This is a genomic window from Neobacillus thermocopriae, from assembly GCF_010975035.1.
GTDB classification, from domain to species: Bacteria; Bacillota; Bacilli; order Bacillales; family Cytobacillaceae; genus Neobacillus; species Neobacillus thermocopriae.
Genome location: NZ_JAAIUV010000019.1, coordinates 1 through 22,851 on the forward strand (window position 1 = coordinate 1; position 22,851 = coordinate 22,851).

Annotated in this window: 18 protein-coding genes, 1 other RNA gene and 1 other annotated feature; of the genes, 16 read left to right on the forward strand and 3 right to left on the reverse strand. The window is 37.6% G+C overall.

What is annotated here, in order from left to right; genetic code table 11:
• Both G4Z05_RS11870 and spoVB read right to left on the reverse strand, forming a co-directional pair.
• The coding region (locus G4Z05_RS11870) for a transposase (protein ID WP_205597402.1) at window positions 1–478 on the reverse strand (478 nt) is incomplete at its 3' end.
• A gap of 114 nt (window positions 479–592) precedes the next feature.
• Window positions 593–2,146: a stage V sporulation protein B gene (gene spoVB, locus G4Z05_RS11875; protein WP_163252082.1), complete on the reverse strand. Its 1,554-nt coding sequence runs from the start codon at window positions 2,144–2,146 to the stop codon at window positions 593–595.
• 116 nt (window positions 2,147–2,262) lie between these two features.
• Here spoVB and G4Z05_RS11880 point away from each other — a divergent pair, with 116 nt between their 5' ends.
• The 6 genes from G4Z05_RS11880 to dtd all read left to right on the forward strand — a co-directional run bounded on the left by G4Z05_RS11880 (window position 2,263) and on the right by dtd (window position 11,032).
• Window positions 2,263–2,562 carry a post-transcriptional regulator gene (locus tag G4Z05_RS11880; RefSeq protein WP_163252083.1) on the forward strand — a complete coding sequence of 100 codons (300 nt, stop codon included), beginning with the start codon at window positions 2,263–2,265 and terminating at the stop codon, window positions 2,560–2,562.
• A 155-nt stretch (window positions 2,563–2,717) separates the two neighbouring features.
• The gene (secDF, locus tag G4Z05_RS11885) at window positions 2,718–4,979 is read left to right on the forward strand and encodes a protein translocase subunit SecDF (RefSeq protein ID WP_163252084.1); all 2,262 of its coding nucleotides are present in this window, start codon (window positions 2,718–2,720) and stop codon (window positions 4,977–4,979) included.
• A gap of 261 nt (window positions 4,980–5,240) precedes the next feature.
• Window positions 5,241–7,592, forward strand: coding sequence for a single-stranded-DNA-specific exonuclease RecJ (gene recJ, locus G4Z05_RS11890; RefSeq protein WP_163252085.1), 2,352 nt, complete (start codon window positions 5,241–5,243; stop codon window positions 7,590–7,592).
• A gap of 2 nt (window positions 7,593–7,594) precedes the next feature.
• Window positions 7,595–8,107 carry an adenine phosphoribosyltransferase gene (locus tag G4Z05_RS11895; RefSeq protein ID WP_038536434.1) on the forward strand — a complete coding sequence of 171 codons (513 nt, stop codon included), beginning with the start codon at window positions 7,595–7,597 and terminating at the stop codon, window positions 8,105–8,107.
• A gap of 270 nt (window positions 8,108–8,377) precedes the next feature.
• Complete coding sequence (locus tag G4Z05_RS11900; protein WP_163252086.1) at window positions 8,378–10,573, forward strand: RelA/SpoT family protein; 2,196 nt, start codon at window positions 8,378–8,380, stop codon at window positions 10,571–10,573.
• A 12-nt stretch (window positions 10,574–10,585) separates the two neighbouring features.
• Complete coding sequence (dtd, locus tag G4Z05_RS11905) at window positions 10,586–11,032, forward strand: D-aminoacyl-tRNA deacylase (protein WP_163252087.1); 447 nt, start codon at window positions 10,586–10,588, stop codon at window positions 11,030–11,032.
• Between the two features lie 67 nt (window positions 11,033–11,099).
• Here the strand turns inward: dtd and G4Z05_RS11910 are convergent, their stop codons facing one another.
• On the reverse strand, window positions 11,100–12,893 hold the full coding sequence (locus G4Z05_RS11910; RefSeq protein WP_163252088.1) for an N-acetylmuramoyl-L-alanine amidase family protein: 1,794 nt from the start codon (window positions 12,891–12,893) through the stop codon (window positions 11,100–11,102).
• 153 nt (window positions 12,894–13,046) lie between these two features.
• Between G4Z05_RS11910 and G4Z05_RS11915 the strand changes: the two genes are divergently transcribed.
• The 10 genes from G4Z05_RS11915 (at window position 13,047) to rbsC (ending at window position 22,844) form a co-directional block, all read left to right on the forward strand.
• The gene (locus G4Z05_RS11915; RefSeq protein WP_163252089.1) at window positions 13,047–13,226 is read left to right on the forward strand and encodes a hypothetical protein; all 180 of its coding nucleotides are present in this window, start codon (window positions 13,047–13,049) and stop codon (window positions 13,224–13,226) included.
• Window positions 13,227–13,286: 60 nt separating this feature from the next.
• Window positions 13,287–13,532: a binding site (T-box leader), on the forward strand.
• Between the two features lie 72 nt (window positions 13,533–13,604).
• Window positions 13,605–14,876 carry a histidine--tRNA ligase gene (gene hisS, locus G4Z05_RS11920; RefSeq protein WP_163252090.1) on the forward strand — a complete coding sequence of 424 codons (1,272 nt, stop codon included), beginning with the start codon at window positions 13,605–13,607 and terminating at the stop codon, window positions 14,874–14,876.
• 12 nt (window positions 14,877–14,888) lie between these two features.
• Window positions 14,889–16,658 (forward strand): aspartate--tRNA ligase, encoded by a 1,770-nt coding sequence (gene aspS / locus G4Z05_RS11925; protein ID WP_163252091.1) that lies wholly within the window; start codon window positions 14,889–14,891, stop codon window positions 16,656–16,658.
• Between the two features lie 67 nt (window positions 16,659–16,725).
• A non-coding RNA gene (gene ssrS / locus G4Z05_RS11930) (6S RNA) lies at window positions 16,726–16,923 on the forward strand.
• Window positions 16,924–17,201: 278 nt separating this feature from the next.
• A complete protein-coding gene (locus G4Z05_RS11935; RefSeq protein WP_163252092.1) occupies window positions 17,202–17,969 on the forward strand; it encodes a tRNA threonylcarbamoyladenosine dehydratase in 768 nt (255 codons plus the stop codon).
• A 145-nt stretch (window positions 17,970–18,114) separates the two neighbouring features.
• Window positions 18,115–19,101 (forward strand): LacI family DNA-binding transcriptional regulator, encoded by a 987-nt coding sequence (locus G4Z05_RS11940; protein WP_163252093.1) that lies wholly within the window; start codon window positions 18,115–18,117, stop codon window positions 19,099–19,101.
• Window positions 19,094–19,972, forward strand: coding sequence for a ribokinase (gene rbsK / locus G4Z05_RS11945; RefSeq protein ID WP_163252094.1), 879 nt, complete (start codon window positions 19,094–19,096; stop codon window positions 19,970–19,972). Before G4Z05_RS11940 ends, rbsK begins: the two co-directional genes overlap by 8 nt.
• Window positions 19,973–19,975: 3 nt before the next feature.
• Window positions 19,976–20,371 (forward strand): D-ribose pyranase, encoded by a 396-nt coding sequence (gene rbsD / locus G4Z05_RS11950; protein ID WP_163252095.1) that lies wholly within the window; start codon window positions 19,976–19,978, stop codon window positions 20,369–20,371.
• Window positions 20,372–20,389: 18 nt separating this feature from the next.
• The gene (locus G4Z05_RS11955) at window positions 20,390–21,871 is read left to right on the forward strand and encodes a sugar ABC transporter ATP-binding protein (RefSeq protein WP_163252096.1); all 1,482 of its coding nucleotides are present in this window, start codon (window positions 20,390–20,392) and stop codon (window positions 21,869–21,871) included.
• A gap of 1 nt (window position 21,872) precedes the next feature.
• The gene (gene rbsC, locus G4Z05_RS11960; RefSeq protein WP_163252097.1) at window positions 21,873–22,844 is read left to right on the forward strand and encodes a ribose ABC transporter permease RbsC; all 972 of its coding nucleotides are present in this window, start codon (window positions 21,873–21,875) and stop codon (window positions 22,842–22,844) included.
• Window positions 22,845–22,851 lie beyond the last annotated feature (7 nt).

The window sequence follows — 22,851 nt, forward strand, 5'->3', positions numbered from 1 at the left end:
ATTTACGTTTATTTGCACTTGCTTTAACATGCGTAGAATCAATAAATACATGTTCAGCACTAATCAACTTTTTATCAGAAGCTTCTTTTAGAATGCGGTAGAAGATTTTTTGAAATAGATCTGTATCCTTGAAACGTCTTTCATAGTTTTTTCCGAAGGTTGAGAAGTGGGGGACTTTATCATGAAACCCAAAACCTAAGAACCAACGATAAGCAAGGTTTGTTTCAATTTCTTCAATAGTTTTGCGCATAGAGCGAATACCGAAGGTATATTGAATAAAAGCCATCTTAATTAATACAACAGGGTCAATACTTGGACGACCACGTTCAGATGAATACATATTCTCAACTAATTTATATATAAATGAAAAATCAATAGCAGCTTCTATCTTACGAACCAAGTGATTTTCAGGAACCAGCTGGTCTAAAGTAATCATTTCTAATTGATCTCGATTTACTTGTGTATTTTTAGTAAGCATTTCAATATCACCTCGATATTCTATGACATAATTATACAAAAAATGTCGACAAAATCCTTTAAAAAAGGATTTTGTCGACAGTCTGAGACACGCCTTAATTAATAAGCGTGTCTTTCATCTGATTGTAAAAAATTTTCCTAGCCAAGGAATTCGTTGCAGCTCTTCATGCTTGATTAATTTAAGTAAAAGTAGCAGCACTAAATAAGATAACACCATTCCAGCGGTAGCTATTACAACCCTAATGACTAAACGTTCATGCAGGAGGAATTGATCAAATATCCAAAGGCCCAATCCGCCTGAGGCAGCCATAACTAAAAAGCCCTTTGCATAATCACGAATTTGAAATGGGAAGGTAATTTTTTTTAAGACTGTTGCAAAATGAAGAATGGTTACTAAAACAAATCCAACAATAATACCTAAGGCGGCACCAGTAATCCCAAAAGATGGCTGGGAGGCAAGTAGAAAGATTACGGCTGTTTTAACCACTGCTCCAATTAAACTATTAATCATGGCAGCTCTAGCAAGATTTAAAGCTTGGAGGACAGCTTGAAGCGGGCCTTGATAATAATAAAACAAGAAGAATGGAGCCATTAATCGAATAAAATAGGCACCCTTTGTTGACCCATACATTAACTGCATCAGTGGATCAGCCAAAACATACAGTACGATAACAGCTAGCCCTCCTGTTAAAAACGTCCACCTCAGTGCCTGCTGTAGCCGATATTCGATCAGTTTATGATGATTCATGGAATTGGCTTCACTAATAGCAGGAACGAGGGAAGTAGCTAGCGAGAAGGTTACAAAAGATGGGAGCATTAATAGCGGCAATGCATAGCCTGTTAACGCTCCATATTGTTTGGTTGCATCAACTGCAAGCACACCGGCTAGAGCCAAACTATTTACGACCACAATTGGTTCAAAAAACCAGGCAATACTGCCGATTAGTCTACTTCCAGTTGTAGGTAAAGCAATTTCCATTAAATCTTTAAATGTTTGCTTCCCTTTATGGATAAATTGAAAAAAGTTGCTTCTCAATTTAAAGCGTTTTTTTAATTTAAACGTGGTCAATAGATATATAAGTGCCACGAGTTCTCCGACAACGGAAGCTCCCATTGCTGCTGCTGCTGCATATTCTACCCCATATGGAAGAAAAGCGGCTGTGACAGAGGCAATTAAGGTAATACGAACGATCTGCTCTAAAATTTGCGAGATCGCTGAAGGCCTCATATTTTGTTTTCCTTGAAAATAGCCTCTTAACACGGAAGAAATAGCAATGATTGGAATGGCAGGAGCACAAGCTAATAAAGGAAAAAGAGTTCTCCCATCTGTAAACAGTTTGGTTACAAATAAAGGGGCAAGCAGAATCAATGCTGGTGTAATAATAATAGACAATGAAATGGTGGTAGCCAGGGAAACAACAAGAATTTTTTTGATCTCAGCATAATCACCTCTTGCCTCAGCCTCAGCTACATTTTTGGATATGGCTACAGGAAGGCCTAACTGAATGATCGTAACCACGAGAATAAAGGTAGGATAAGCCATCATATATAACCCAACGCCTTCTTCACCAATGCTACGAGCGAGGACAATTCGATAAATAAACCCAAGGACTCTTGTAATTAAACCGGCCAGTAAAAGGATAAAAGTCCCTTTTAAAAACTTCGACATTCCACTTCCCACCTTCTCAAAATAGGCGATATCATATACAATTAACTATATGCTAGATGGTGGACAAAGCATGACAAGCATTTAAATTTTGAGCACTTTTTCAGGGAGGGATTAGAATGGGGATCATCCACACTGCCGAACAATATCGTTCTCAAGTTCAACCTGCTATATTAAGTAAGCTTGAGGAATTTAGGTTATTAGGGACTGATTCAGTAACAGAAGATGATCTTTGGGAATTTTTAATGAAGAAAAAGTGGAGAAAAGAGAAAAAAGATGAACTCAAACTCTTTGAAATGATCCAAGATATTCTCTCTGTTAAGGTTAGTGACTATATTAGCTTTGCAACCATTGAGTCTTTTAAAAAGAATGAATTTTCCCTTGATGATAAAAATGAATGGGAAGATCTGTTAAAATAAGGAAATGTTGATATGATTACTGAAGCTGAGTCCTCCTGATAAAAATTGACAGCTTTTTTTTTATATACCATAATGTAGGAAGTGAGATTGTTTATCATTTCAGATAGAAACGGTTGTAACTGTGTCTGGCTTAGGTTAAGGAGGATATATACATAATGGTAAAACGCAGTAGAATTGTGGCTTTCTTTTTAATTTTAATATTATTAGGAAGCATGATGGGGATAACGATACAAGGAATTTTAAACAATATAAAGCTTGGGCTTGACCTTCAAGGAGGATTTGAAGTTCTCTATGAAGTTCAACCTGCGAAAAAAGGGCAAAAAATTGATAAAGAAGTTTTGGCCAGTACAGCAGAGGCATTGGATAAGCGGATAAATGTCCTTGGGGTTAGTGAGCCGAGTATCCAAATTGAAGGGGAAAATCGGATTCGTGTACAGCTTGCCGGTGTCGAAGACCAAAACGAAGCACGTGAAATTTTATCCACTCAGGCAAATTTAACTTTTCGTGATGCTAATGACCGGCTGATGATGGATGGCACGGATTTAAAGGAAGGCGGAGCAAAGCAAACTTTTGATGAAAACGGGAACCCTAGTGTAACTTTGACATTAAAAAGCGCAGACAAGTTTCGGAAAGTTACAGAAGAGATAGTCAATATGAATCCGAATGTCCTCGTGATTTGGATGGATTTTGAAGAAGGAAAGGATTCATTTAAAAACGAAGTAACGAAAGAGAATCCGAAATATTTATCTGCTCCTACTGTAAGAGAAGTTTTTAATCAAAATACTGTATCCATCGTAGGAAGTTTTACAGCAGAGGAAGCGAAAACATTAGCCTCTCTCTTAAATGCCGGAGCACTTCCTGTTAAATTAAAAGAAGTTTATTCAACCTCCGTCGGAGCCAAATTTGGGGAGCAGGCACTGGATAAAACTATTTTAGCAGGAATTATCGGTATTGCTATCGTTTATTTATTTATGCTTGTATACTATCGTTTTCCTGGATTTATAGCTACAGTCACCTTGTCTATTTATATTTATCTCGTTTTATTAATATTTGATTGGATGAACGGTGTGTTAACCCTACCGGGAATTGCCGCCTTGATTCTCGGTGTAGGTATGGCTGTAGATGCTAATATTATTACCTATGAACGGATTAAAGAAGAATTGAAAGTCGGAAAATCCATCAAATCTGCCTTTAAAGCAGGTAGTAAGAATTCCTTTTCTTCGATCCTTGATGCCAATTTAACAACCATATTAGCTGCTGTTGTTCTTTTCTATTATGGAACGAGTTCTGTTAAAGGATTTGCGACAATGCTATTGGTGAGTATTCTCTTAAGCTTTGTTACAGCAGTTTTCCTATCACGTTTACTATTGGCGTTATGGGTTAACAGTGGCTTTTTGAACAAAAAATTTGGTTGGTTCGGTGTGAAAAAATCCGAAATTAAGGATATTGCTGAGAACTATGATACTTTAGATCTTCCAACTAGATGGGATAAATTAGATTTTGTTAAGACAAGAAAATGGTTCTTTATCATTTCCGGTACAATGATTGCCCTTGGTGTAGTATTGATTACCGTGTTCCGATTAAATCTTTCCATTGATTTTTCAAGTGGTACTCGAATTGAAGTGTTGTCTGATAAACCATTAACTACCGAAAAGGTAGATAGTGCCTTTGATTATCTAAATATAGAAACGGATGATATCGTTATCTCTGGTGAAAACAAAGAAATGGCATCAGCCCGCTTAAAAGGGGTACTATCGAAAGAACAGATTGCTGAATTAAAATCAGCATTTAAATCGGAATTTGGCCATGAACCAAATGTTAGTACTGTTTCTCCGACTGTAGGGAAAGAGTTGGCGAAAAATGCGTTCATAGCTCTTCTTATTGCTTCTATCGGCATCATTCTTTATACAACTATTCGTTTTGAATGGGCCATGGCGATTGCTGCTATTTTATCTTTATTACATGATGCATTTTTCATGGTGGCATTTTTCAGTATGACGAGACTGGAAGTTGACTTAACATTTATCGCTGCAGTTTTAACTATTGTTGGATATTCTATTAATGATACAATCGTCACTTTTGACCGAATGCGCGAAAATCTTCATAAGAAAAGGCGACTTAAAACAAATGAGGATATTGCTGAAGTATTGAATGTAAGTATTCGTCAAACATTGGGGCGTTCCGTAAATACAGTATTAACCGTATTAATAACAGTTGTTGCGCTCATTTTCTTCGGAAGCGAATCCATTCGCAATTTCTCAATTGCCTTGTTTGTCGGATTAGTAGCAGGTGTTTATTCTTCTATTTGTATCGCCGGTCCTCTTTGGTACGTATTCAAGACACGAGAGCTTAAAAAGAAAGGTGTTATCAAAACAGTAAAAGAGAAAAGAAGATACTCTGATCAGCCGCAGGTATAATAAAAAAAACGAAACCACAGGGTAGCCTGTGGTTTCGTTTTTATTAGATAAGAATCTGTCTTTTTGGCTTTGCAACACCTTTGCCACCTTCTCGTCCCTCCATTTGATGAGTCAACATTGAATCACCTTCTGTTTATCTTGTTTCCATAATGGAGATCTCTAGCTAGACACCATTAAATAGAGAGCTTCCGCTTTTCTGATTTATTCATTGAAAGGTCATTCTCGCTCCTGTATAATAAGAAAGTCTGAGGGGTGAAACTAATGTTAAAGTCAAGAACAAGATGGATTGTTCGTAAATCAGAGCCGGATTTAGTAAAACAATTCGAAAAAGAATTGAAAATTACTCCTCTAGTTGCATCACTCCTTGTCAATCGTGGATTTGATACCGTTGATTCTGCACGGTTTTTTTTATTTGGTAAGGATGAATTTCACGATCCATTTTTGTTAAAAGGCATGGATATTGCGGTTAATAGAATCCGTGAAGCGATCGAAAGGCAGGAACCAATCCTTATTTTCGGTGATTACGATGCTGATGGTGTTAGTAGTACATCGGTATTAATGAAGACATTAACAGATTTAGGTGCGGATGTTCAATTTTATGTTCCCAATCGATTTACAGAAGGCTATGGCCCAAATGAGCCTGCTTTTCGTCGGGCTGCTGAAAATGGGATCAAATTGATTATTACCGTTGATACAGGAATTTCTGCCATTCATGAAGCAAGTGTGGCGAAAGAGCTTGGCCTTGACTTAATTATAACTGACCACCATGAGCCAGGACCTGTATTGCCAGAGGCACTCGCGATTATTCATCCAAAACTTCCCGATAGTATTTATCCTTTTCGTGATCTAGCAGGGGTTGGAGTAGCGTTCAAATTGGCTCATGCCTTATATGGAAGACTACCAGAGCATTTGTTGGAATTGGCTCTTATTGGTACGATAGCTGATTTAGTCCCATTAAAAGGGGAAAATCGATTAATTGCCAAAAAAGGTCTTGAAAACATTAAAGTAACTAACAACATTGGATTGAAAACAATATTTAAATTAGCTGGTGTTGAACCATTATCCATTAACGAAGAAACCATTGCCTTTACACTAGGTCCGAGGATTAATGCTGTGGGCAGGTTAGAAGATGCTACCATGGCAGTCCAATTGCTTTTGACCAATGATGAAAACGAGGCAAAAGAATTGGCTGAAGAAATGGAGGCTCTTAATCGAGAAAGACAAGCTATTGTCAACTTGATTACGGAAGAAGCGATCAACGAGGTTGAACGAAATTATCCAATAGAAACGAATAAGGTTCTTGTCCTTGGCAAGGAGGGCTGGAATGCAGGTGTTATTGGAATCGTTGCTTCCAGATTGGTCGAAAAATATTATCGGCCAACGATTGTTTTCAGTTTTGATCGTGAAAAAGGGGTGGCAAAAGGTTCGGCAAGAAGCATTCCTGGATTTGACTTGTTTCAAAATTTATCCACTTGTCGTGATATCTTGCCCCACTTCGGCGGACATCCAATGGCTGCAGGGATGACGTTAAGTATCGATGATGTCGATGAACTTAGAGAAAGATTAAACGGTCTGGCAAATGACCAACTTACGGATGAAGATTTTATTCCGGTTACCTATCTAGATGAAGAAGTCCGGCTTAATGATATTGATTTAGAGTCATTGGATGAATTAAATTTGTTATCACCTTTTGGTGTAGAGAATGCTAAACCAATGGTGTTAATCAATGATGTTGATATAACGAGTATTAGAAAAATCGGCAGTGATCAAAATCACTTGAAGATTGTAGTAAACAAGAATGGAAATAGCCTTGATGGTATTGGCTTTGGCTTAGGCTCTTTAGTCGACGAAATTTCACCGGCTGCCCAAATATCATTAATAGGTGAATTGTCCATTAATGAATGGAATAATATACGAAAGCCACAAATATTTGTTCATGATTTATCAGTAGACACTTGGCAGCTGTTTGATTACCGCGGCCAAAAAAGACTAAATAGTATAGAGACCTTAGTACCTAATGAAAACAGGAAAATTATTGTTTTTAATAAAGACAATCTGGATAAAATAAGCGCAACTCTGCATAATGAGGTCTATCTGATTGAAAACAAAGAAGAGGCAAAATCGTTTAACGCCTATATGGCAAATATCGTTTTCGCAGATTTCCCTCCTTCAAAAGAATTGATTATTCATTTACTTAGTGGAAAACATCCATCGAGAATTTATACTTATTTTTATAAGGAATCTAGTGATTTCTTTAGCACAATGCCAACACGGGATCATTTTAAATGGTTTTATGCGTTTCTAATGCAAAAAGGACCGATTGATTTAAATCGTTATGGTGCAGACATTGCAAAGCATCGAGGCTGGTCTCAAGAAACGATTACATTTATGTCGAAAGTGTTTAGTGAACTGGATTTTGTTACAATGAACAATGGTTTTATTACTTTAAAAAGGCAAACACACAAGCGTGATTTGACCGAGTCAAAAACTTATCAAATAAAACAGGCACAAAATGCCTTAGAGAGAGATTTATTGTTTTCGTCCTTTCAAGAATTAAAGGAATGGTTCGATAAAGTTTTATTTGAGTCGGTCGAACTTGAGGAGGCATTTTAGGAATGGATTTAAAACAATATGTAGCAATTGTAGAGGATTATCCAAAACCAGGAATTAAATTTAAAGATATTACTCCATTAATGAATAATGGTGAAGCATATAAGTATGCTACCGATCAAATTGTTGCTTATGCAAAAGATAAAAAAATTGATTTAATTGTTGGACCTGAGGCTCGTGGCTTCATTATCGGTTGTCCTGTTGCTTACTCATTAGGTGTAGGGTTTGCACCTGTCCGTAAAGAAGGAAAGCTTCCAAGGGAAACAATTAAAGTTAGCTATGGATTGGAATATGGTTCTGATGTTTTAACAATTCATAAAGATGCCATTAAACCAGGACAGCGTGTACTAATTACTGATGATTTATTGGCGACAGGCGGAACGATTGAAGCGACTATTAAGTTAGTAGAGCAACTCGGGGGTGTAGTTGCTGGAATTGCTTTTCTTGTAGAATTAACTTATTTGGAAGGCAGAAGCAAGCTTAAAGGATATGATATTTTAACATTAATGGAGTATTAATGATTAATGAGAGGGCACTCAAAAAGGGGTGCTCTCTTTATATAAAGAAGTTGGAAAAAACACATATTTTGTGGAAATTTGTCTTAATCTCTTTACATCTTCGCTTTTTTTTTTGATAATAGTAACAATCATTATAATTTAGTAAATATTTTTCATAGAATAATTCACAAAATTACTAAAACGTGACAAATAGTTTAATAATTGTTTGATAATTGGCCGACTTTGTTCAATATATATTAATAAAATGAGATGGAAAATAAAGGTGATTTCATGGCAAATGATCAAGTGTTAACCGCCGACCAAGTCATCGACAGGACGAGAAAATATTTAAACAGTGAGCATGTGGAATTAGTTAAAAAAGCGTATGAGTTTGCGAAACATGCTCATCGTGATCAATATCGAAAATCCGGAGAGCCTTATATCATTCATCCGATTCAGGTTGCAGGTATATTGGCGGATTTGGAGATGGATCCCGCTACTGTAGCGGCGGGCTTTCTACATGATGTAGTAGAGGATACGGACGTTTCCTTAAAAGATATTGAGGAAGCTTTTAATAGCGAAGTAGCTATGCTTGTCGACGGAGTAACAAAGTTAGGAAAAATTAAATATAAATCACATGAGGAACAACAGGCAGAGAATCATCGCAAAATGTTTGTGGCGATGGCTCAGGACATTCGAGTTATTCTCATTAAACTAGCTGACCGATTGCATAATATGAGGACACTTAAGCACCTTCCTTTAGAAAAACAGCGTCGGATTTCTAATGAGACACTTGAAATTTTTGCACCTTTAGCCCATCGTCTTGGGATTTCAAAGATAAAGTGGGAACTTGAGGATACCGCATTAAGATATTTAAATCCACAGCAGTATTATCGGATTGTAAACTTAATGAAAAAGAAGCGTGCGGAACGGGAGCAATATCTTGATGAAGTTATTGAAGAAGTAAGGGAAAGACTAACGGAAGTCTCCATTAAAGCAGAGATCTCCGGCCGTCCGAAACATATATACAGCATCTATCGAAAAATGGCTCTGCAAAATAAGCAGTTTAGTGAGATTTATGATTTACTAGCTGTTCGCATTGTTGTAAATAGTATAAAGGACTGTTATGCAGTATTAGGAATTATTCATACATGCTGGAAACCGATGCCTGGTCGGTTCAAAGATTATATTGCGATGCCAAAGCCGAATATGTATCAATCTCTTCATACAACTGTTATTGGGCCGAAAGGAGATCCTCTTGAAGTCCAAATACGTACGTTTGAAATGCATCGTATCGCCGAATTCGGGATTGCAGCTCACTGGGCTTACAAAGAGGGGAAATCGGTAAGTGATAGCTCATCCTTTGAACAAAAATTAACTTGGTTTAGAGAAATTTTGGAATTCCAAAATGATACAGCTAATGCCGAAGAGTTTATGGAATCGTTGAAAATTGATCTCTTTTCCGATATGGTTTTTGTTTTTACACCAAAAGGGGATGTCATTGAATTGCCTTCTGGTTCAGTTCCAATCGATTTTGCCTATCGAATACATTCTGAAATCGGAAATAAAACGATTGGGGCAAAAGTGAATGGCAAGATGGTTACACTTGATTATTGCCTAAAAACGGGGGATATCGTTGAAATATTAACCTCCAAGCATTCATATGGACCAAGTCAGGACTGGTTAAAACTTGCGGCAACCTCTCAAGCCAAAAACAAAATTCGTGCTTTCTTTAAAAAACAACGTCGCGAAGAAAACATTGAGAAGGGCAGAGAGTTAGTTGAAAAAGAAATCCGCAACATGGATTTTGATGTTAAAGAAATTTTAACACCTGATAATTTGAAAAAAGTAGCTGAGAAGTTTAATTTCTCCAATGAAGAAGATATGTATGCAGCTGTCGGTTACAATGGCGTAACAGCATTACAGGTGGCCAACCGTTTAACAGAGAAATGGCGCAAAAAACGTGACCAAGAACAGTCAGCTAGTATTGCGAATGCGATTTCGGAATTAAAAGCATTCCCGACTTCTAAAAAGCGGGAATCTGGAGTTCGTGTTCAAGGGATTGATAACCTGTTAATACGTTTATCTAGGTGCTGTAACCCAATTCCTGGTGATGAAATTGTCGGTTATATTACAAAAGGACGTGGAGTTTCAGTTCATCGGGCGGATTGTAATAATATTGACACTAGCGATGCACAACAAAGGTTAATTCCAGTTGAATGGGAATCTGCATTAAATGATCGCAAGGAATATAATGTAGATATTGAGATTAACGGTTATGATCGCAGAGGATTATTAAATGAGGTTCTGCAGGCGGTTAATGAGACGAAAACAAACATTTCTGCTGTTACAGGTAAAACAGATCGAAATAAAATGGCGACAATTATTATGTCGATTGCCATTCACAATGTTAGCCATTTACAAAAGGTTGTTGACCGAATCAAACAAATCCCTGATATTTATTCGGTCCGCCGTATGTTGAATTAAGGAGTTTTTGGCATGAAAGTAGTTGTACAGCGTAGTAAAGCGGCAAAAGTTACGGTCAATGGAGAAGTAAGTGGTCAAATAACTAGCGGATTTGTTCTGCTTGTTGGCGTAACACATGATGACAAGGAAGAAGATTGTGCCTATTTGGCAGATAAAATTGCCAATCTTCGAGTTTTCGAAGACGAAAACGGTAAGATGAATCGTTCATTGCTGGATGTGGGTGGTCAAATTCTCTCCGTTTCTCAATTTACCCTTTATGGTGACTGTCGAAAAGGTAGAAGACCAAGCTTCATCGAGGCTGCTAGACCAGATCATGCGATTCAATTATATGAACGGTTTAACCAGCTCCTTCGTGAGAAAGGGATCCACGTGGAAACTGGTGTATTCGGCGCCATGATGGATGTTGAACTTATAAACGATGGGCCCGTTACTCTAATTATTGAAAGCAAGGATAAATAACAGAATATATAATTTAATAGAATGGAATGACTAAAAAGGCTTGGCACTTTCAATCGTGCCAAGCCTTTTAATTTTCTTTAAAATATTTTGTAAGTCCATCATATATACCGGAAGCAGCATTTTCTTGGAATCTGCTTGATTTTACGGTCATTTCTTCCTCTGGATTACTAATGAATCCAAGTTCAATTAATACAGCCTTTTGTTTATTTTCACGGATAACATGGTAATTTCCGATGGCTACACCGCGGCTATTTAAATTGGTTTTTCTTATCATAGAAGAATAGAGTTGTTGTGCAAGTGCTTTTTGATAGTTATGATAGTAAAATCCTGTTGAACCGCGTACACTTCGGTCTTCATTACTGTCATAATGCAAGCTGATAAAGGCGTCGGCATTATAGGCATGAGCCTTACTTACCCGGGATTGTAGAGAAATATAGCTGTCATTGTTACGGGTAAGATAAACCTTTGCTCCAGCTGCTTTAAGTTTATCGTAAAGGAGCTTTGCCGTCCGAAGTGTAAGATTCTTTTCTAACGTCCCGCTTGCACCAATTGTTCCTCCATCTCCGCCACCATGGCCAGGATCGATTACAATAATTTTATTTTTTATGTAACCTTCTGCACCCGATTTTTCAATACGCGGTATAGACCCAGATGTAGATACTAACCAGCCAGCTACATAAGCTTTTTTTCCATTATTTAGCTTAATTTCATACCAATCATTCTTCACACCAGTTACGGAGAAACGTTCACCTTTATTTGCACGATGTACGACACCTGATTGGGTACTTGGCAATTCACGGATATTCGTTCCGTCTTGGAGGATGGTTATGCTGTCTTTTGCGGCTATCTGGGCTTGTCCAGAAGTTTCTTTGGCTGTTTGGTGATTGGTGATATTTTCCTTGGTATTTGCTGCTGATTTTTCCAAATACCATCCTGCAACCCAACCAAAACTTCCAGTCTTATATTCTATTTTTGCCCAATTGTTTTTTTCCTCGATAATGGTAAAGCTCTGGTTTTTTGATACAGTCCCGATGATTTCTGATTTTGTTGAGGATCTTGCGCGGACACTTAAACTTTCAGCTGTTACGGTTCCTATTATTCCGGTAGTCATTTTATTATTTGTTTCGGAGGTTGTTCTTTGTTGAGTATCAAGATAACTTGCACTGACCCAGCCTATTATATTTAAGTATTTTACTTTGACCCATATATTTTCTTTAGATAAGATGGTAACCTTTGTTCCTTTTGCCAATTTACCAACTAATTTACTAGAGGCTGTCGGCTCTTTTCGAACATTTAATATACTACTCTTGACTGTACCAATTTCTCCAATTTTTGAAATAGAATCTGTTGAATTCTCCAAATTGGATGTTTTTATTTCAAGAAATTCTTTTGAAACCCATCCTTCTCCAAATGGGGAGGATATTTTATACCAATTTTCATTTTGGTCCAGAATAGATACTTCTTGGCCCTTGTTAAGGAACCCAATAATTTGAAAGTTTGATCCAGGACCAGAACGAACTCTTAATTGGCTCGTTTTTGCTTTGGCAGCAGTGTTCCTATTTGTTGATGTAATTTTGGCTGTTTTTGAATCATTTTTTGTTACAAGCCAATTGACGACCCAACCTGTTTTAGCAAAGGATAATTCGATCTCGATCCAATCACCTTTTTCCTTCACGATCGGATAGGTTTCCCCTCGTTTGGCTTGTTTAATTAATGGATAACTTAGGCCAGGACCGCTTCGGACATTAACAGCATCTGTCGAAATGGTAATGGTTTTGTTCGCTGCCATACTATTACTTTGTGGCAGGAAGATTCCTAAAAGAAAAATAAATAGTATGATGAAACTAAATTTTTTATGCATAACTCCCTCCTCTTTGTCCCTATTTTATCGTAAATCTTATTGAAAATCATTGATAAATTGTTAATTATGTCCAAATTCTTATAACTATGAAAAATTTCCTCTTCAATTGGAAACAATATACTTTAGAAATTTGCCTTAAGAGGAGGGGTAATAATGAGAGCTAGTGATAAAGATATGAATGTGCAATCAATAGATGGCCGGATTTTTGGAGTTAATTTTCATGATTTTATTCAAAGAGAACAGCACGCTGAAAATATGTTTGAATTAGCTTCAGAATTTGGATTGACGATAAGGGATGTCAGAAAGTTAAAAAAACATCTAGAAAGGTCATAAACCTTCTTGACAATACTGCTGATGCTCCGTATTATTATTAAATAATCAATTGAAATATGAATAAAACCAATGATGGAGCATAGTAGTTAAGGCCAAATTTATGGACAGAGAGGAAATGCCCTAGGCTGAAAGCATTTCTGCATAAATCTTAACGAATGAACACTCCGAAGGTTTCTCTCCGAAAAAGGAATTCTCTAGTAGGAATAGAACGTAAACAGGCGTTAACTGTAGAAGAGGAAGCAATGAAAGTTTAATGATCGCTTCAACTAGGGTGGCACCGCGGGAATTAAAACTCTCGTCCCTTGTTTTTACACAAGGGATGGGAGTTTTTTTATTTTGAATACATATTTCATACATAAAAAAGAGGAGGACGCTGTTATGACTATCAGTATCCCAAGAGGTACGCAGGACATACTGCCTGGTGAAGTTGAACTGTGGCAGTTAATAGAGCAAAAAGCAAGAGAGCTATGTGAAAAATACCAATACCAAGAAATACGCACTCCTATTTTTGAACATACAGAGCTTTTTTCAAGAGGTGTTGGTGACACAACTGATATCGTTCAAAAGGAAATGTATACATTTGAAGACAGAGGAGGCCGGAGCCTTACACTAAGACCAGAGGGTACGGCTTCTACAGTTCGAGCATTTGTTGAGAAAAAATTATTTGGTTCTGCCAATCAGCCAGTCAAGCTTTATTATATGGGCCCGATGTTTCGATATGAACGACCGCAATCGGGAAGATTTCGTCAATTTGTTCAATTTGGAATTGAAGCATTGGGTAGCAATGATCCGGCAATTGATGCGGAAGTGATTTCGCTTGCCATGAACTTATATAAAGAAATGGGTCTTAAGAAGCTAAAACTGGTTATTAACAGTCTTGGTGACAAAGAAAGTAGAATTGCGCATCGTGAAGCCTTGGTTCAACATTTTAAACCAAGAATTCATGAGTTCTGTTCTGATTGTCAAAACCGACTTGAGAAAAATCCATTACGAATTTTAGATTGTAAGCAGGATCGTGAACATGAATTAATGAGTACTGCTCCTTCCATTCTTGATTATTTAAATGATGATTCAAAAGCCTATTTTGAGAAGGTGCAAAAGTATTTAACCCAATTAGATATTCCTTTCGAAGTGGATGCCAACTTGGTCCGTGGATTGGATTATTATAACCATACTGCCTTTGAAATCATGAGTGATGCAGAAGGATTCGGGGCAATTACTACCCTTGCAGGCGGAGGTCGTTACAACGGATTAGTAGAAGAGATTGGCGGACCAGAAACACCAGGAATAGGCTTTGCCCTAAGTATCGAGCGTTTTATCGCCGCATTGAAGGCTGAAGGGGTAAACATCGAAATGAATCAAGGTATAGACTGTTATCTAGTCACCCTCGGTGAGGAAGCAAAGGATTACTCAGTTGGTTTATTACAGCAGCTTCGTTTGGCTGGAATTTCCGCAGAACGTGATTATTTAAATCGAAAAATAAAAGCTCAGTTTAAAGCAGCCGATCGCCTTAAAGCTAAGTTTGTAGCAATTCTTGGTGATGAGGAATTAAAAAATAACAAAATCAACTTAAAAAATATGGAGACTGGAGATCAAGTTGAGTTAGATCTCGATTCATTCGTATCTACTTTTCTAGAGATGCAACAATAAAGGGGGATTCACATGTTTGGCAGAACGTATTTTTGCGGAGAGGTTCCTGAGTCCGCTGTAGGGGAGAAGGTAATATTAAAAGGATGGGTTCAAAAACGACGTGACCTAGGTGGATTAATTTTTATTGATTTACGTGACCGCTCTGGTATTGTTCAGGTTGTTTTTAACCCGGATGTTTCCAGGGAAGCACTAGAAACTGCAGAAAAAATCCGCAGCGAATATGTATTGGATGTAGAAGGTACAGTCATCGCACGTGAACCAGGTACTGTAAATGAAAATTTAAAAACAGGGAGAATTGAAATTCAAGCGGAAAAAGTAACGATCATTAATGAGGCGAAGACACCGCCATTTACGATTTCTGATAAAACAGATGCATCCGAAGATGTCCGATTAAAATATCGTTATTTAGATTTTCGCCGCCCGGTCATTTTCGAAACACTAAAAATGCGTCATCAGGTAACGAAACATATTAGAAATTTCTTGGATGAAGAAGGATTCTTAGATATAGAGACTCCAATTTTAACGAAGAGTACGCCGGAGGGAGCTCGAGACTATTTAGTTCCAAGCCGTGTTCATCCAGGTGAATTTTATGCCCTGCCTCAATCACCACAGTTGTTTAAGCAACTCTTGATGGTAGGTGGGATTGAACGTTACTACCAAATTGCACGTTGCTTCCGAGATGAGGATTTGCGTGCTGATCGTCAGCCTGAATTTACGCAAATAGATATTGAAACAAGTTTCATGAGTCAGGATGATATCATTCAATTAATGGAGAGAATGATGTCTAAGTTAATGAAGGAAGTAAAGGGGATAGATATACCTACTCCTTTCCCACGTATGAGCTATGATGAGGCAATGAGCCGCTTCGGTTCGGATAAACCTGATACCCGATTTGGCCTAGAATTAGTAGATGTATCAGAAATCGTGAAGGAGTCTGGCTTTAAAGTATTTGCTTCTGCCGTTAGCAATGGTGGACAAGTGAAAGCCATTAATGTAAAGGGATCAGCTGAAAAGTATTCTCGAAAGGATATTGATTCTTTAACAGAGTATGTTTCCCGATATGGTGCAAAAGGACTTGCATGGTTAAAGATGGAAGCAGAAGGCTTAAAGGGTCCAATTGCAAAGTTCTTCTCCGAAGAGGAAGCTAAAGCAATTCAGGAGACCCTTGAAGCAAAAGAGGGCGATTTACTCCTTTTTGTAGCTGATAAAAAGTCAGTTGTGGCAGATGCTTTAGGTGCATTAAGATTAAAACTAGGCAAGGAATTAAATCTGATTGATCAAAACTTATTCCATTTCTTATGGATTACAGACTGGCCACTTTTAGAATATGATGAGGAAGAGGGCCGTTATTATGCAGCTCACCACCCATTCACCATGCCAGTGCGTGAGGATTTGGCCTATTTGGATACAGATCCATCCAAGGTAAGGGCACAAGCCTATGACTTGGTCCTTAATGGATATGAGCTTGGTGGTGGGTCATTGCGGATTTTTGAGCGGGACATTCAAGAAAAAATGTTCAAAGTTCTTGGCTTTACACTTGAAGAGGCACATGAACAATTTGGATTCTTACTCAATGCGTTTGAATATGGAACACCTCCTCATGGGGGAATTGCTCTTGGGCTGGACCGTCTTGTCATGCTGCTTACTGGAAGCACAAATCTTCGTGATACAATTGCTTTTCCAAAGACAGCAAGTGCAAGTGATTTAATGATAGCTGCACCAAGCCCAGTTTCTGAAGCTCAGCTCCAGGAGTTAAATTTGTTAACAAATGTTAATAAATAACATGAATTCGATTTCAAGAAATCTTGAAGACAGCTTTTAGTTATGCTATGATAAATACAAGCAAGGAAGAGTCCTGAGATGTGCGTTGTATTACCTGAAGTTTTGACCGAACACTTTTTTATTCGGGAGTCTGGAGTTTTCTGACGGCGTAAAAGCCTCACTTCTTGGCGAGCAAGAGGACTTACAAACTCAGAAACAGGACACCCACCTGCTACGTGCGGGATCAAAACAAAGGATCAAAAGCGACGGCATTATTGGGACTCTTTTCACTTATGCCAACGACTTCCTGTTGAACAGGAGGTTTTTTTATTGGTTTTGGAAACTTTACGGATATAGATTCTTGTAGATCATAAAAAGTAATAGTATCCCTTTTTGTGAAGACAGTTAGAAAAAGGATTATACCTGTTTCACAAAAGGGATTTTTTTATAGGCTATTAATTACATAATTCCTATAACAATACTTGTTTTTATTGTAAAGTATGATATATTTTTTAGGGTGAAAAAATAAAAGAATGAATCGAATAAATTTTTGGAGTGAAAAATATGCTGCATCAATTTTCTCGAAATGAGCTTGCTATAGGTAAAGAAGGTCTTGAAATCATGAAAAATAGCACTGTTGCAGTGTTAGGTATTGGCGGTGTCGGCTCTTTTGCTGCAGAAGCACTAGCCCGTTCTGGAGTAGGCCGTTTAGTGTTAATCGATAAGGATGATGTTGATATTACAAATGTCAACCGTCAACTCGTCGCCCTTCTGTCAACGGTTGGTCGGCCAAAAGTAGACATTATGAAAGAACGTATTAAAGACATTAATCCAGACTGTGAAGTTATTCCTTTAAAAATGTTTTACACAGAAGAAACGTATGAAGAAATTTTTAGCTATAATTTAGATTTTGTTGTTGATGCTTCCGATACTATCATGTACAAAATTCATTTAATGAAAGAGTGTTTAAAGAGAAACATTCGGATTATTTCAAGCATGGGCGCTGCCAATAAAATGGATCCTACCCGCTTTCAAATCGCAGATATTTCAAAAACACATACAGATCCAATCGCAAAGGTTATTCGAACAAAATTGCGTAAAGAACGTATTTACAAAGGCATTCCTGTTGTCTTTTCCGATGAAAGTCCGATTGTTATTCGTGAGGATGTTAGAAAAGTGGTTGGGAATGATGAAGCGAAAATTCGTAAAGCAAAAATGCCACCATCCTCAAATGCATTTGTTCCTTCTGTCTGTGGTTTAATTATGGCAAGCTATGTGGTAAGAGAATTGTTAAAAGATATTAAAATCAAACGTGTACAGGACGAAAAGTAAAATAATTATCCCTAGACTTAGATAAGTTTAGGGATTTATTATTACCAATCTAACCGATGAAAATATATTTGATTCTGTTGCGTGGATAAATTTTTTGTGATAACCTGAATATGTAATCGGTTACATATGAGGGGTTGAAATGTGAATGGCTACAATACGTGATGTTGCAAGAAAAGCAGGTGTTTCTGTTGCAACAGTATCTAGAGCGTTAAATGACAAGGGGTATGTACATGAAGATACCCGAAAAGCAATCAATGAAGCCATTAAAGAATTGAATTATAAACCAAATGAAGTAGCTAGATCACTCTATAAAAAAAAATCGAGATTAATTGGCCTGCTACTTCCAGATATACGAAATCCCTTTTTTCCTGAGCTTGCCCGGGGTGTAGAGGATATCATGCAGGAGAGTGGTTACAGACTTATTATTGGCAATGCCGATGAGAAACCTGAAAAGGAGAATGATTATATTCAGACTTTCATTCAAAATAATGTAATCGGTATCATATCTGCTAGTCATACTGAAAAAAAACATTATAAACATCTTACTTGTCCTGTAGTTTTTCTTGATCGGACCTCTGAACCCTTTCCTTCTGTTTTTGCTGATGGATATTCAGGGGGAAAAATGGCTGTGAGAGAGATCATTAGACGAGGCAGCAAGAGAATCACATTACTTAGAGGACCAATTGAAGTAAAGACTGCTCAGGACCGATTTAAAGGTGCATTAGATGAATTATGTCGAGCAAATGTAGATTTTAATGTAATGACAATGGCATCTTTTGCCTATCATGATGCAAGTAAATGTGCAAAAGAGATCTTTGAGAAATTTCCTGATACTGATGGAGTTATTGCTAGCAATGATATTGCAGCAGCTGCTATTTTACATGAAGCAATTAGAAAAGGAAAATTGATTCCAAATGATCTTCAAATAATAGGGTTTGATGATATTCCTCTTAGTGGATTATTGTTTCCTCCCCTATCAACAATTAAACAGCCTGCTTATGAGATGGGCAGGGAAGCAGCAAAATTATTGATAAAATTAATTAATAATGAACCGATTCAAAATCAAATGATTCAAATGCCTGTTACATTTATCGAGAGACAAACAACTAGAAAGGTTGAGGAAAATGGCTAAAATTACGGTTATCGGAAGTTCATCCATGGATTTAGTAGTAACAGCACAAAAAAGACCTAATAAAGGTGAAACGATCCTAGGAGAATCCTTTAAAACTGTCCCTGGCGGTAAGGGAGCCAATCAAGCAGTGGCAGCAGCTCGCTTTGGAGCTAAAGTCCACATGATTGGATGTGTTGGGGACGATAGCTTTGGAAAAACCATTCTTGATAATTTCAATAAGAATGGTGTCATAACGACTTATGTGGAACCGGTTACACATTGTGAAACGGGTACTGCCCATATTACTCTTGCCGAGGGGGATAACAGCATCATTGTTGTTAAAGGAGCAAATGATCATGTTACACCAAAACTTGTAGAAAAGGCACTCGGTGTCATTCGTGATTCTGATATCGTTTTAATTCAACAGGAAATACCGGAAGAAACGGTTGAATATGTTAGTAAAATATGCAAAGAGTACAAGGTACCGCTTTTATTAAACCCAGCACCAGCTAGACGCTTAAAAGAAGAAGTTATTGAAAATGCCACTTATATTACACCTAACGAACATGAAGCAACTCTCCTTTTTCAAAATGAAGATCTGCATACCGTATTAAGAAGGTATCCAAATAAATTATTCATTACAGAAGGCAAAAATGGTGTCAGATATTATGATGGCAAGGAAGAAGTGCTCGTACCAACATTTCAGGTAGATGTAGTTGATACTACAGGTGCAGGAGATACATTTAATGCCGCTTTTGCTGTGGCATTAGCTGAAGGCCAGAACATTAAGGATAGCATTCGTTTTGCTAACCGTGCTGCATCCTTATCAGTGACAAAATTTGGCGCACAAGGCGGAATGCCGACTAGAGAAGAAGTGGAAAGGAGCCTTTAAGCAATGAAACGTTATGGAATTTTAAACAGCGAAATTACAAAAGTTCTTACAGATCTTGGACATACGGATATGATTGTCATTGCTGATGCAGGGCTACCTATACCTATAGGAGTTAAAAAAATTGATTTAGCCATAAAACCAGGAAGTCCAGCTTTTAAAGAAGTTCTGGAAGCGGTTGCGGATGACATGGTCATTGAAAAAGTAATCATGGCTTGTGAAATAGAGGAGAGTAATCCGCAAACAGCTCAATTTTTAAAAGAAACATTTATCGATACTCCTCAAATGAAGGTTACCCATGAAGAATTTAAAAAGTTGACCCAACAGGCTAAAGCAATTATTCGTACAGGAGAAATTACACCGTATGCTAACTGTATTTTACAATCGGGAGTATTCTTCTAAAAGAAAGGGGTGAAAAAAATGCATATCTCCATGCAAAACATCCATAAAGCATTTGGAATGAACCAAGTATTAACTGGAGTCAATTTTGAATTAAAGGATGGAGAAGTACATGCATTGATGGGAGAGAATGGTGCAGGTAAATCCACCATGATGAATATTTTGACCGGACTGCATACTTGTGACCATGGAACCATTTTAATTGATGGGAAAGAAACTTATTTTAAAAATCCTAAGGAAGCAGAGAAGAATGGTATTACTTTTATTCATCAAGAATTAAATATTTGGCCGGATATGACGGTGTTAGAAAATCTATTTATTGGTAAAGAATTAAAGAATTCCTTAGGTTTATTAAAATTAAAAGAAATGAGAGCGCTAGCAAAAAAGCAGTTTGATAGACTAGCAGTTTCCATTCCGCTAGATAAAGAAGCAGGAAGTTGTTCTGTTGGAGAGCAGCAAATGATTGAAATTGCCAAAGCTTTAATGACGAATGCTAAAGTGATTATTATGGATGAACCGACAGCGGCTTTAACTGAACGGGAAATCTCTAAGTTGTTTGAAGTAATTGCCGCACTAAAGCAGGATGGCGTATCTATTGTCTATATTTCACATCGGATGGAAGAAATTTTCGCCATTTGTGATCGAATTACTGTCATGCGCGATGGGAAAACCGTTGATACGAAAAGAATTCCTGATACTAATTTTGATGAGGTCGTAAGGAAAATGGTAGGAAGAGAACTTACAGACCGATTTCCAAAGCGTCAATCAAAACCAGGGGAGTTACTTCTTCAAGTAAAGGGGCTCACCAAAAAAGGAGTCTTTCAGGATGTTGGCTTTTCAGTCAGATCAGGAGAAATTGTTGGTGTTTCAGGTCTAATGGGAGCTGGAAGGACTGAAATTATGCGTGCGATCTTTGGGCTTGAAACGGTTGACAGTGGGGAGATTTGGTTAAATGGGAAGAAAGTGAATATTCAATCACCTGATCAAGCTGTAAAATTAGGGATCGGATTTATAACGGAAGATCGTAAGGATGAAGGGTTGATTCTAGATTTTTCAATAAAAGAAAATATGGTCCTGCCAACCCTTCGTAGTTTTGCACCAAAAGGGATTATTAAGGAAAAAAGTGAGAAAGATTTCGTAGAGATGTTGATTAAACGTCTCACAGTCAAAACAGAATCTGCAGATATTGCTGTTGGGAAGTTATCTGGAGGGAATCAGCAAAAAGTTGTCATCGCCAAATGGGTAGGTATTGGGCCAAAGGTGCTTATTTTGGATGAACCAACCAGAGGAGTTGACGTTGGGGCGAAACGAGAAATCTATCAATTAATGAATGAGTTAACAGAGCGTGGAGTCGCTATCATTATGGTATCTTCGGAATTACCTGAAATCCTGGGAATGAGTGATCGAATTTTAGTCGTTCATGAAGGAAAGATTACCGGTGAATTAGCAAAAGAGGAAGCAACACAGGAAAAAATAATGAAGTTGGCAACAGGAGGTCAGTAGGATGAAAGGAATCAGTGAGGGCGCACCAGTAGGCAAAGTAAATTTAGTTCATACAATCTCTCAAAAGCTTGGGCCGTTGCTTGGACTATTAATCTTATTTGTGATTGTATCTGTTTTAAATCCAAGCTTTCTTGAGCCATTAAATATATTAAACTTATTGCGCCAAGTAGCCATTAATGCACTTATTGCTTTTGGAATGACATTTGTTATTTTAACTGGTGGGATTGATTTGTCTGTCGGAGCCATCCTTGCCTTATCCAGTTCGTTAATGGCAGGAATGATCGTTTCCGGAGTTGATCCGATCCTGGCTATTTTAATTGGATGTGTACTTGGGGCTTTAATGGGTGTAGTGAATGGATTGTTAATTACGAAAGGAAAAATGGCACCATTCATTGCTACATTGGCTACGATGACAATATTAAGGGGACTTACTCTTGTATATACAGAGGGGAATCCTATTACTGGCTTAGGCGATCATTACTTATTTCAGCTTTTTGGTAGAGGTTATTTTCTTGGTATTCCAGTACCTGCTGTAACGATGATTTTAACTTTTGTTGTTTTATATATTCTTCTTCATAAAACACCATTTGGCCGTAAAACGTATGCGATTGGCGGGAATGAAAAGGCTGCTTTGATTTCAGGAATTAAAGTTCCTAATGTAAAAGTGATGATTTATGCTCTATCGGGTCTGTTGTCTGCTTTAGCAGGAGCTATTTTAACATCTCGCTTAAATTCAGCTCAGCCAACAGCAGGAACTTCTTATGAGTTGGATGCCATTGCAGCGGTTGTTCTAGGCGGGACAAGCCTGTCAGGAGGGAAAGGAAGAATTTTTGGAACATTAATTGGTGCTTTAATTATTGGTACGTTAAATAATGGTTTAAATCTTCTCGGAGTTTCCTCCTTCTATCAAATGGTAGTAAAAGGGATCGTTATTATTATCGCTGTATTACTTGATCGTAAGAAAGCTGCATAGGGAGTGA

Coding starts and splice junctions, on each gene's coding strand:
- aspS (WP_163252091.1), top strand. CDS start 14,889: ATGTTTGGCAGAACGTATTTTTGCGGAGAGGTTCCTGAGTCCGCTGTA.
- recJ (WP_163252085.1), top strand. CDS start 5,241: ATGTTAAAGTCAAGAACAAGATGGATTGTTCGTAAATCAGAGCCGGAT.
- G4Z05_RS11895 (WP_038536434.1), top strand. CDS start 7,595: ATGGATTTAAAACAATATGTAGCAATTGTAGAGGATTATCCAAAACCA.
- G4Z05_RS11915 (WP_163252089.1), top strand. CDS start 13,047: ATGAGAGCTAGTGATAAAGATATGAATGTGCAATCAATAGATGGCCGG.
- G4Z05_RS11955 (WP_163252096.1), top strand. CDS start 20,390: ATGCATATCTCCATGCAAAACATCCATAAAGCATTTGGAATGAACCAA.
- rbsC (WP_163252097.1), top strand. CDS start 21,873: ATGAAAGGAATCAGTGAGGGCGCACCAGTAGGCAAAGTAAATTTAGTT.
- hisS (WP_163252090.1), top strand. CDS start 13,605: ATGACTATCAGTATCCCAAGAGGTACGCAGGACATACTGCCTGGTGAA.
- G4Z05_RS11940 (WP_163252093.1), top strand. CDS start 18,115: ATGGCTACAATACGTGATGTTGCAAGAAAAGCAGGTGTTTCTGTTGCA.
- G4Z05_RS11935 (WP_163252092.1), top strand. CDS start 17,202: ATGCTGCATCAATTTTCTCGAAATGAGCTTGCTATAGGTAAAGAAGGT.
- G4Z05_RS11910 (WP_163252088.1), bottom strand. CDS start 12,893: ATGCATAAAAAATTTAGTTTCATCATACTATTTATTTTTCTTTTAGGA.
- dtd (WP_163252087.1), top strand. CDS start 10,586: ATGAAAGTAGTTGTACAGCGTAGTAAAGCGGCAAAAGTTACGGTCAAT.
- secDF (WP_163252084.1), top strand. CDS start 2,718: ATGGTAAAACGCAGTAGAATTGTGGCTTTCTTTTTAATTTTAATATTA.
- rbsD (WP_163252095.1), top strand. CDS start 19,976: ATGAAACGTTATGGAATTTTAAACAGCGAAATTACAAAAGTTCTTACA.
- spoVB (WP_163252082.1), bottom strand. CDS start 2,146: ATGTCGAAGTTTTTAAAAGGGACTTTTATCCTTTTACTGGCCGGTTTA.
- G4Z05_RS11900 (WP_163252086.1), top strand. CDS start 8,378: ATGGCAAATGATCAAGTGTTAACCGCCGACCAAGTCATCGACAGGACG.
- G4Z05_RS11880 (WP_163252083.1), top strand. CDS start 2,263: ATGGGGATCATCCACACTGCCGAACAATATCGTTCTCAAGTTCAACCT.
- rbsK (WP_163252094.1), top strand. CDS start 19,094: ATGGCTAAAATTACGGTTATCGGAAGTTCATCCATGGATTTAGTAGTA.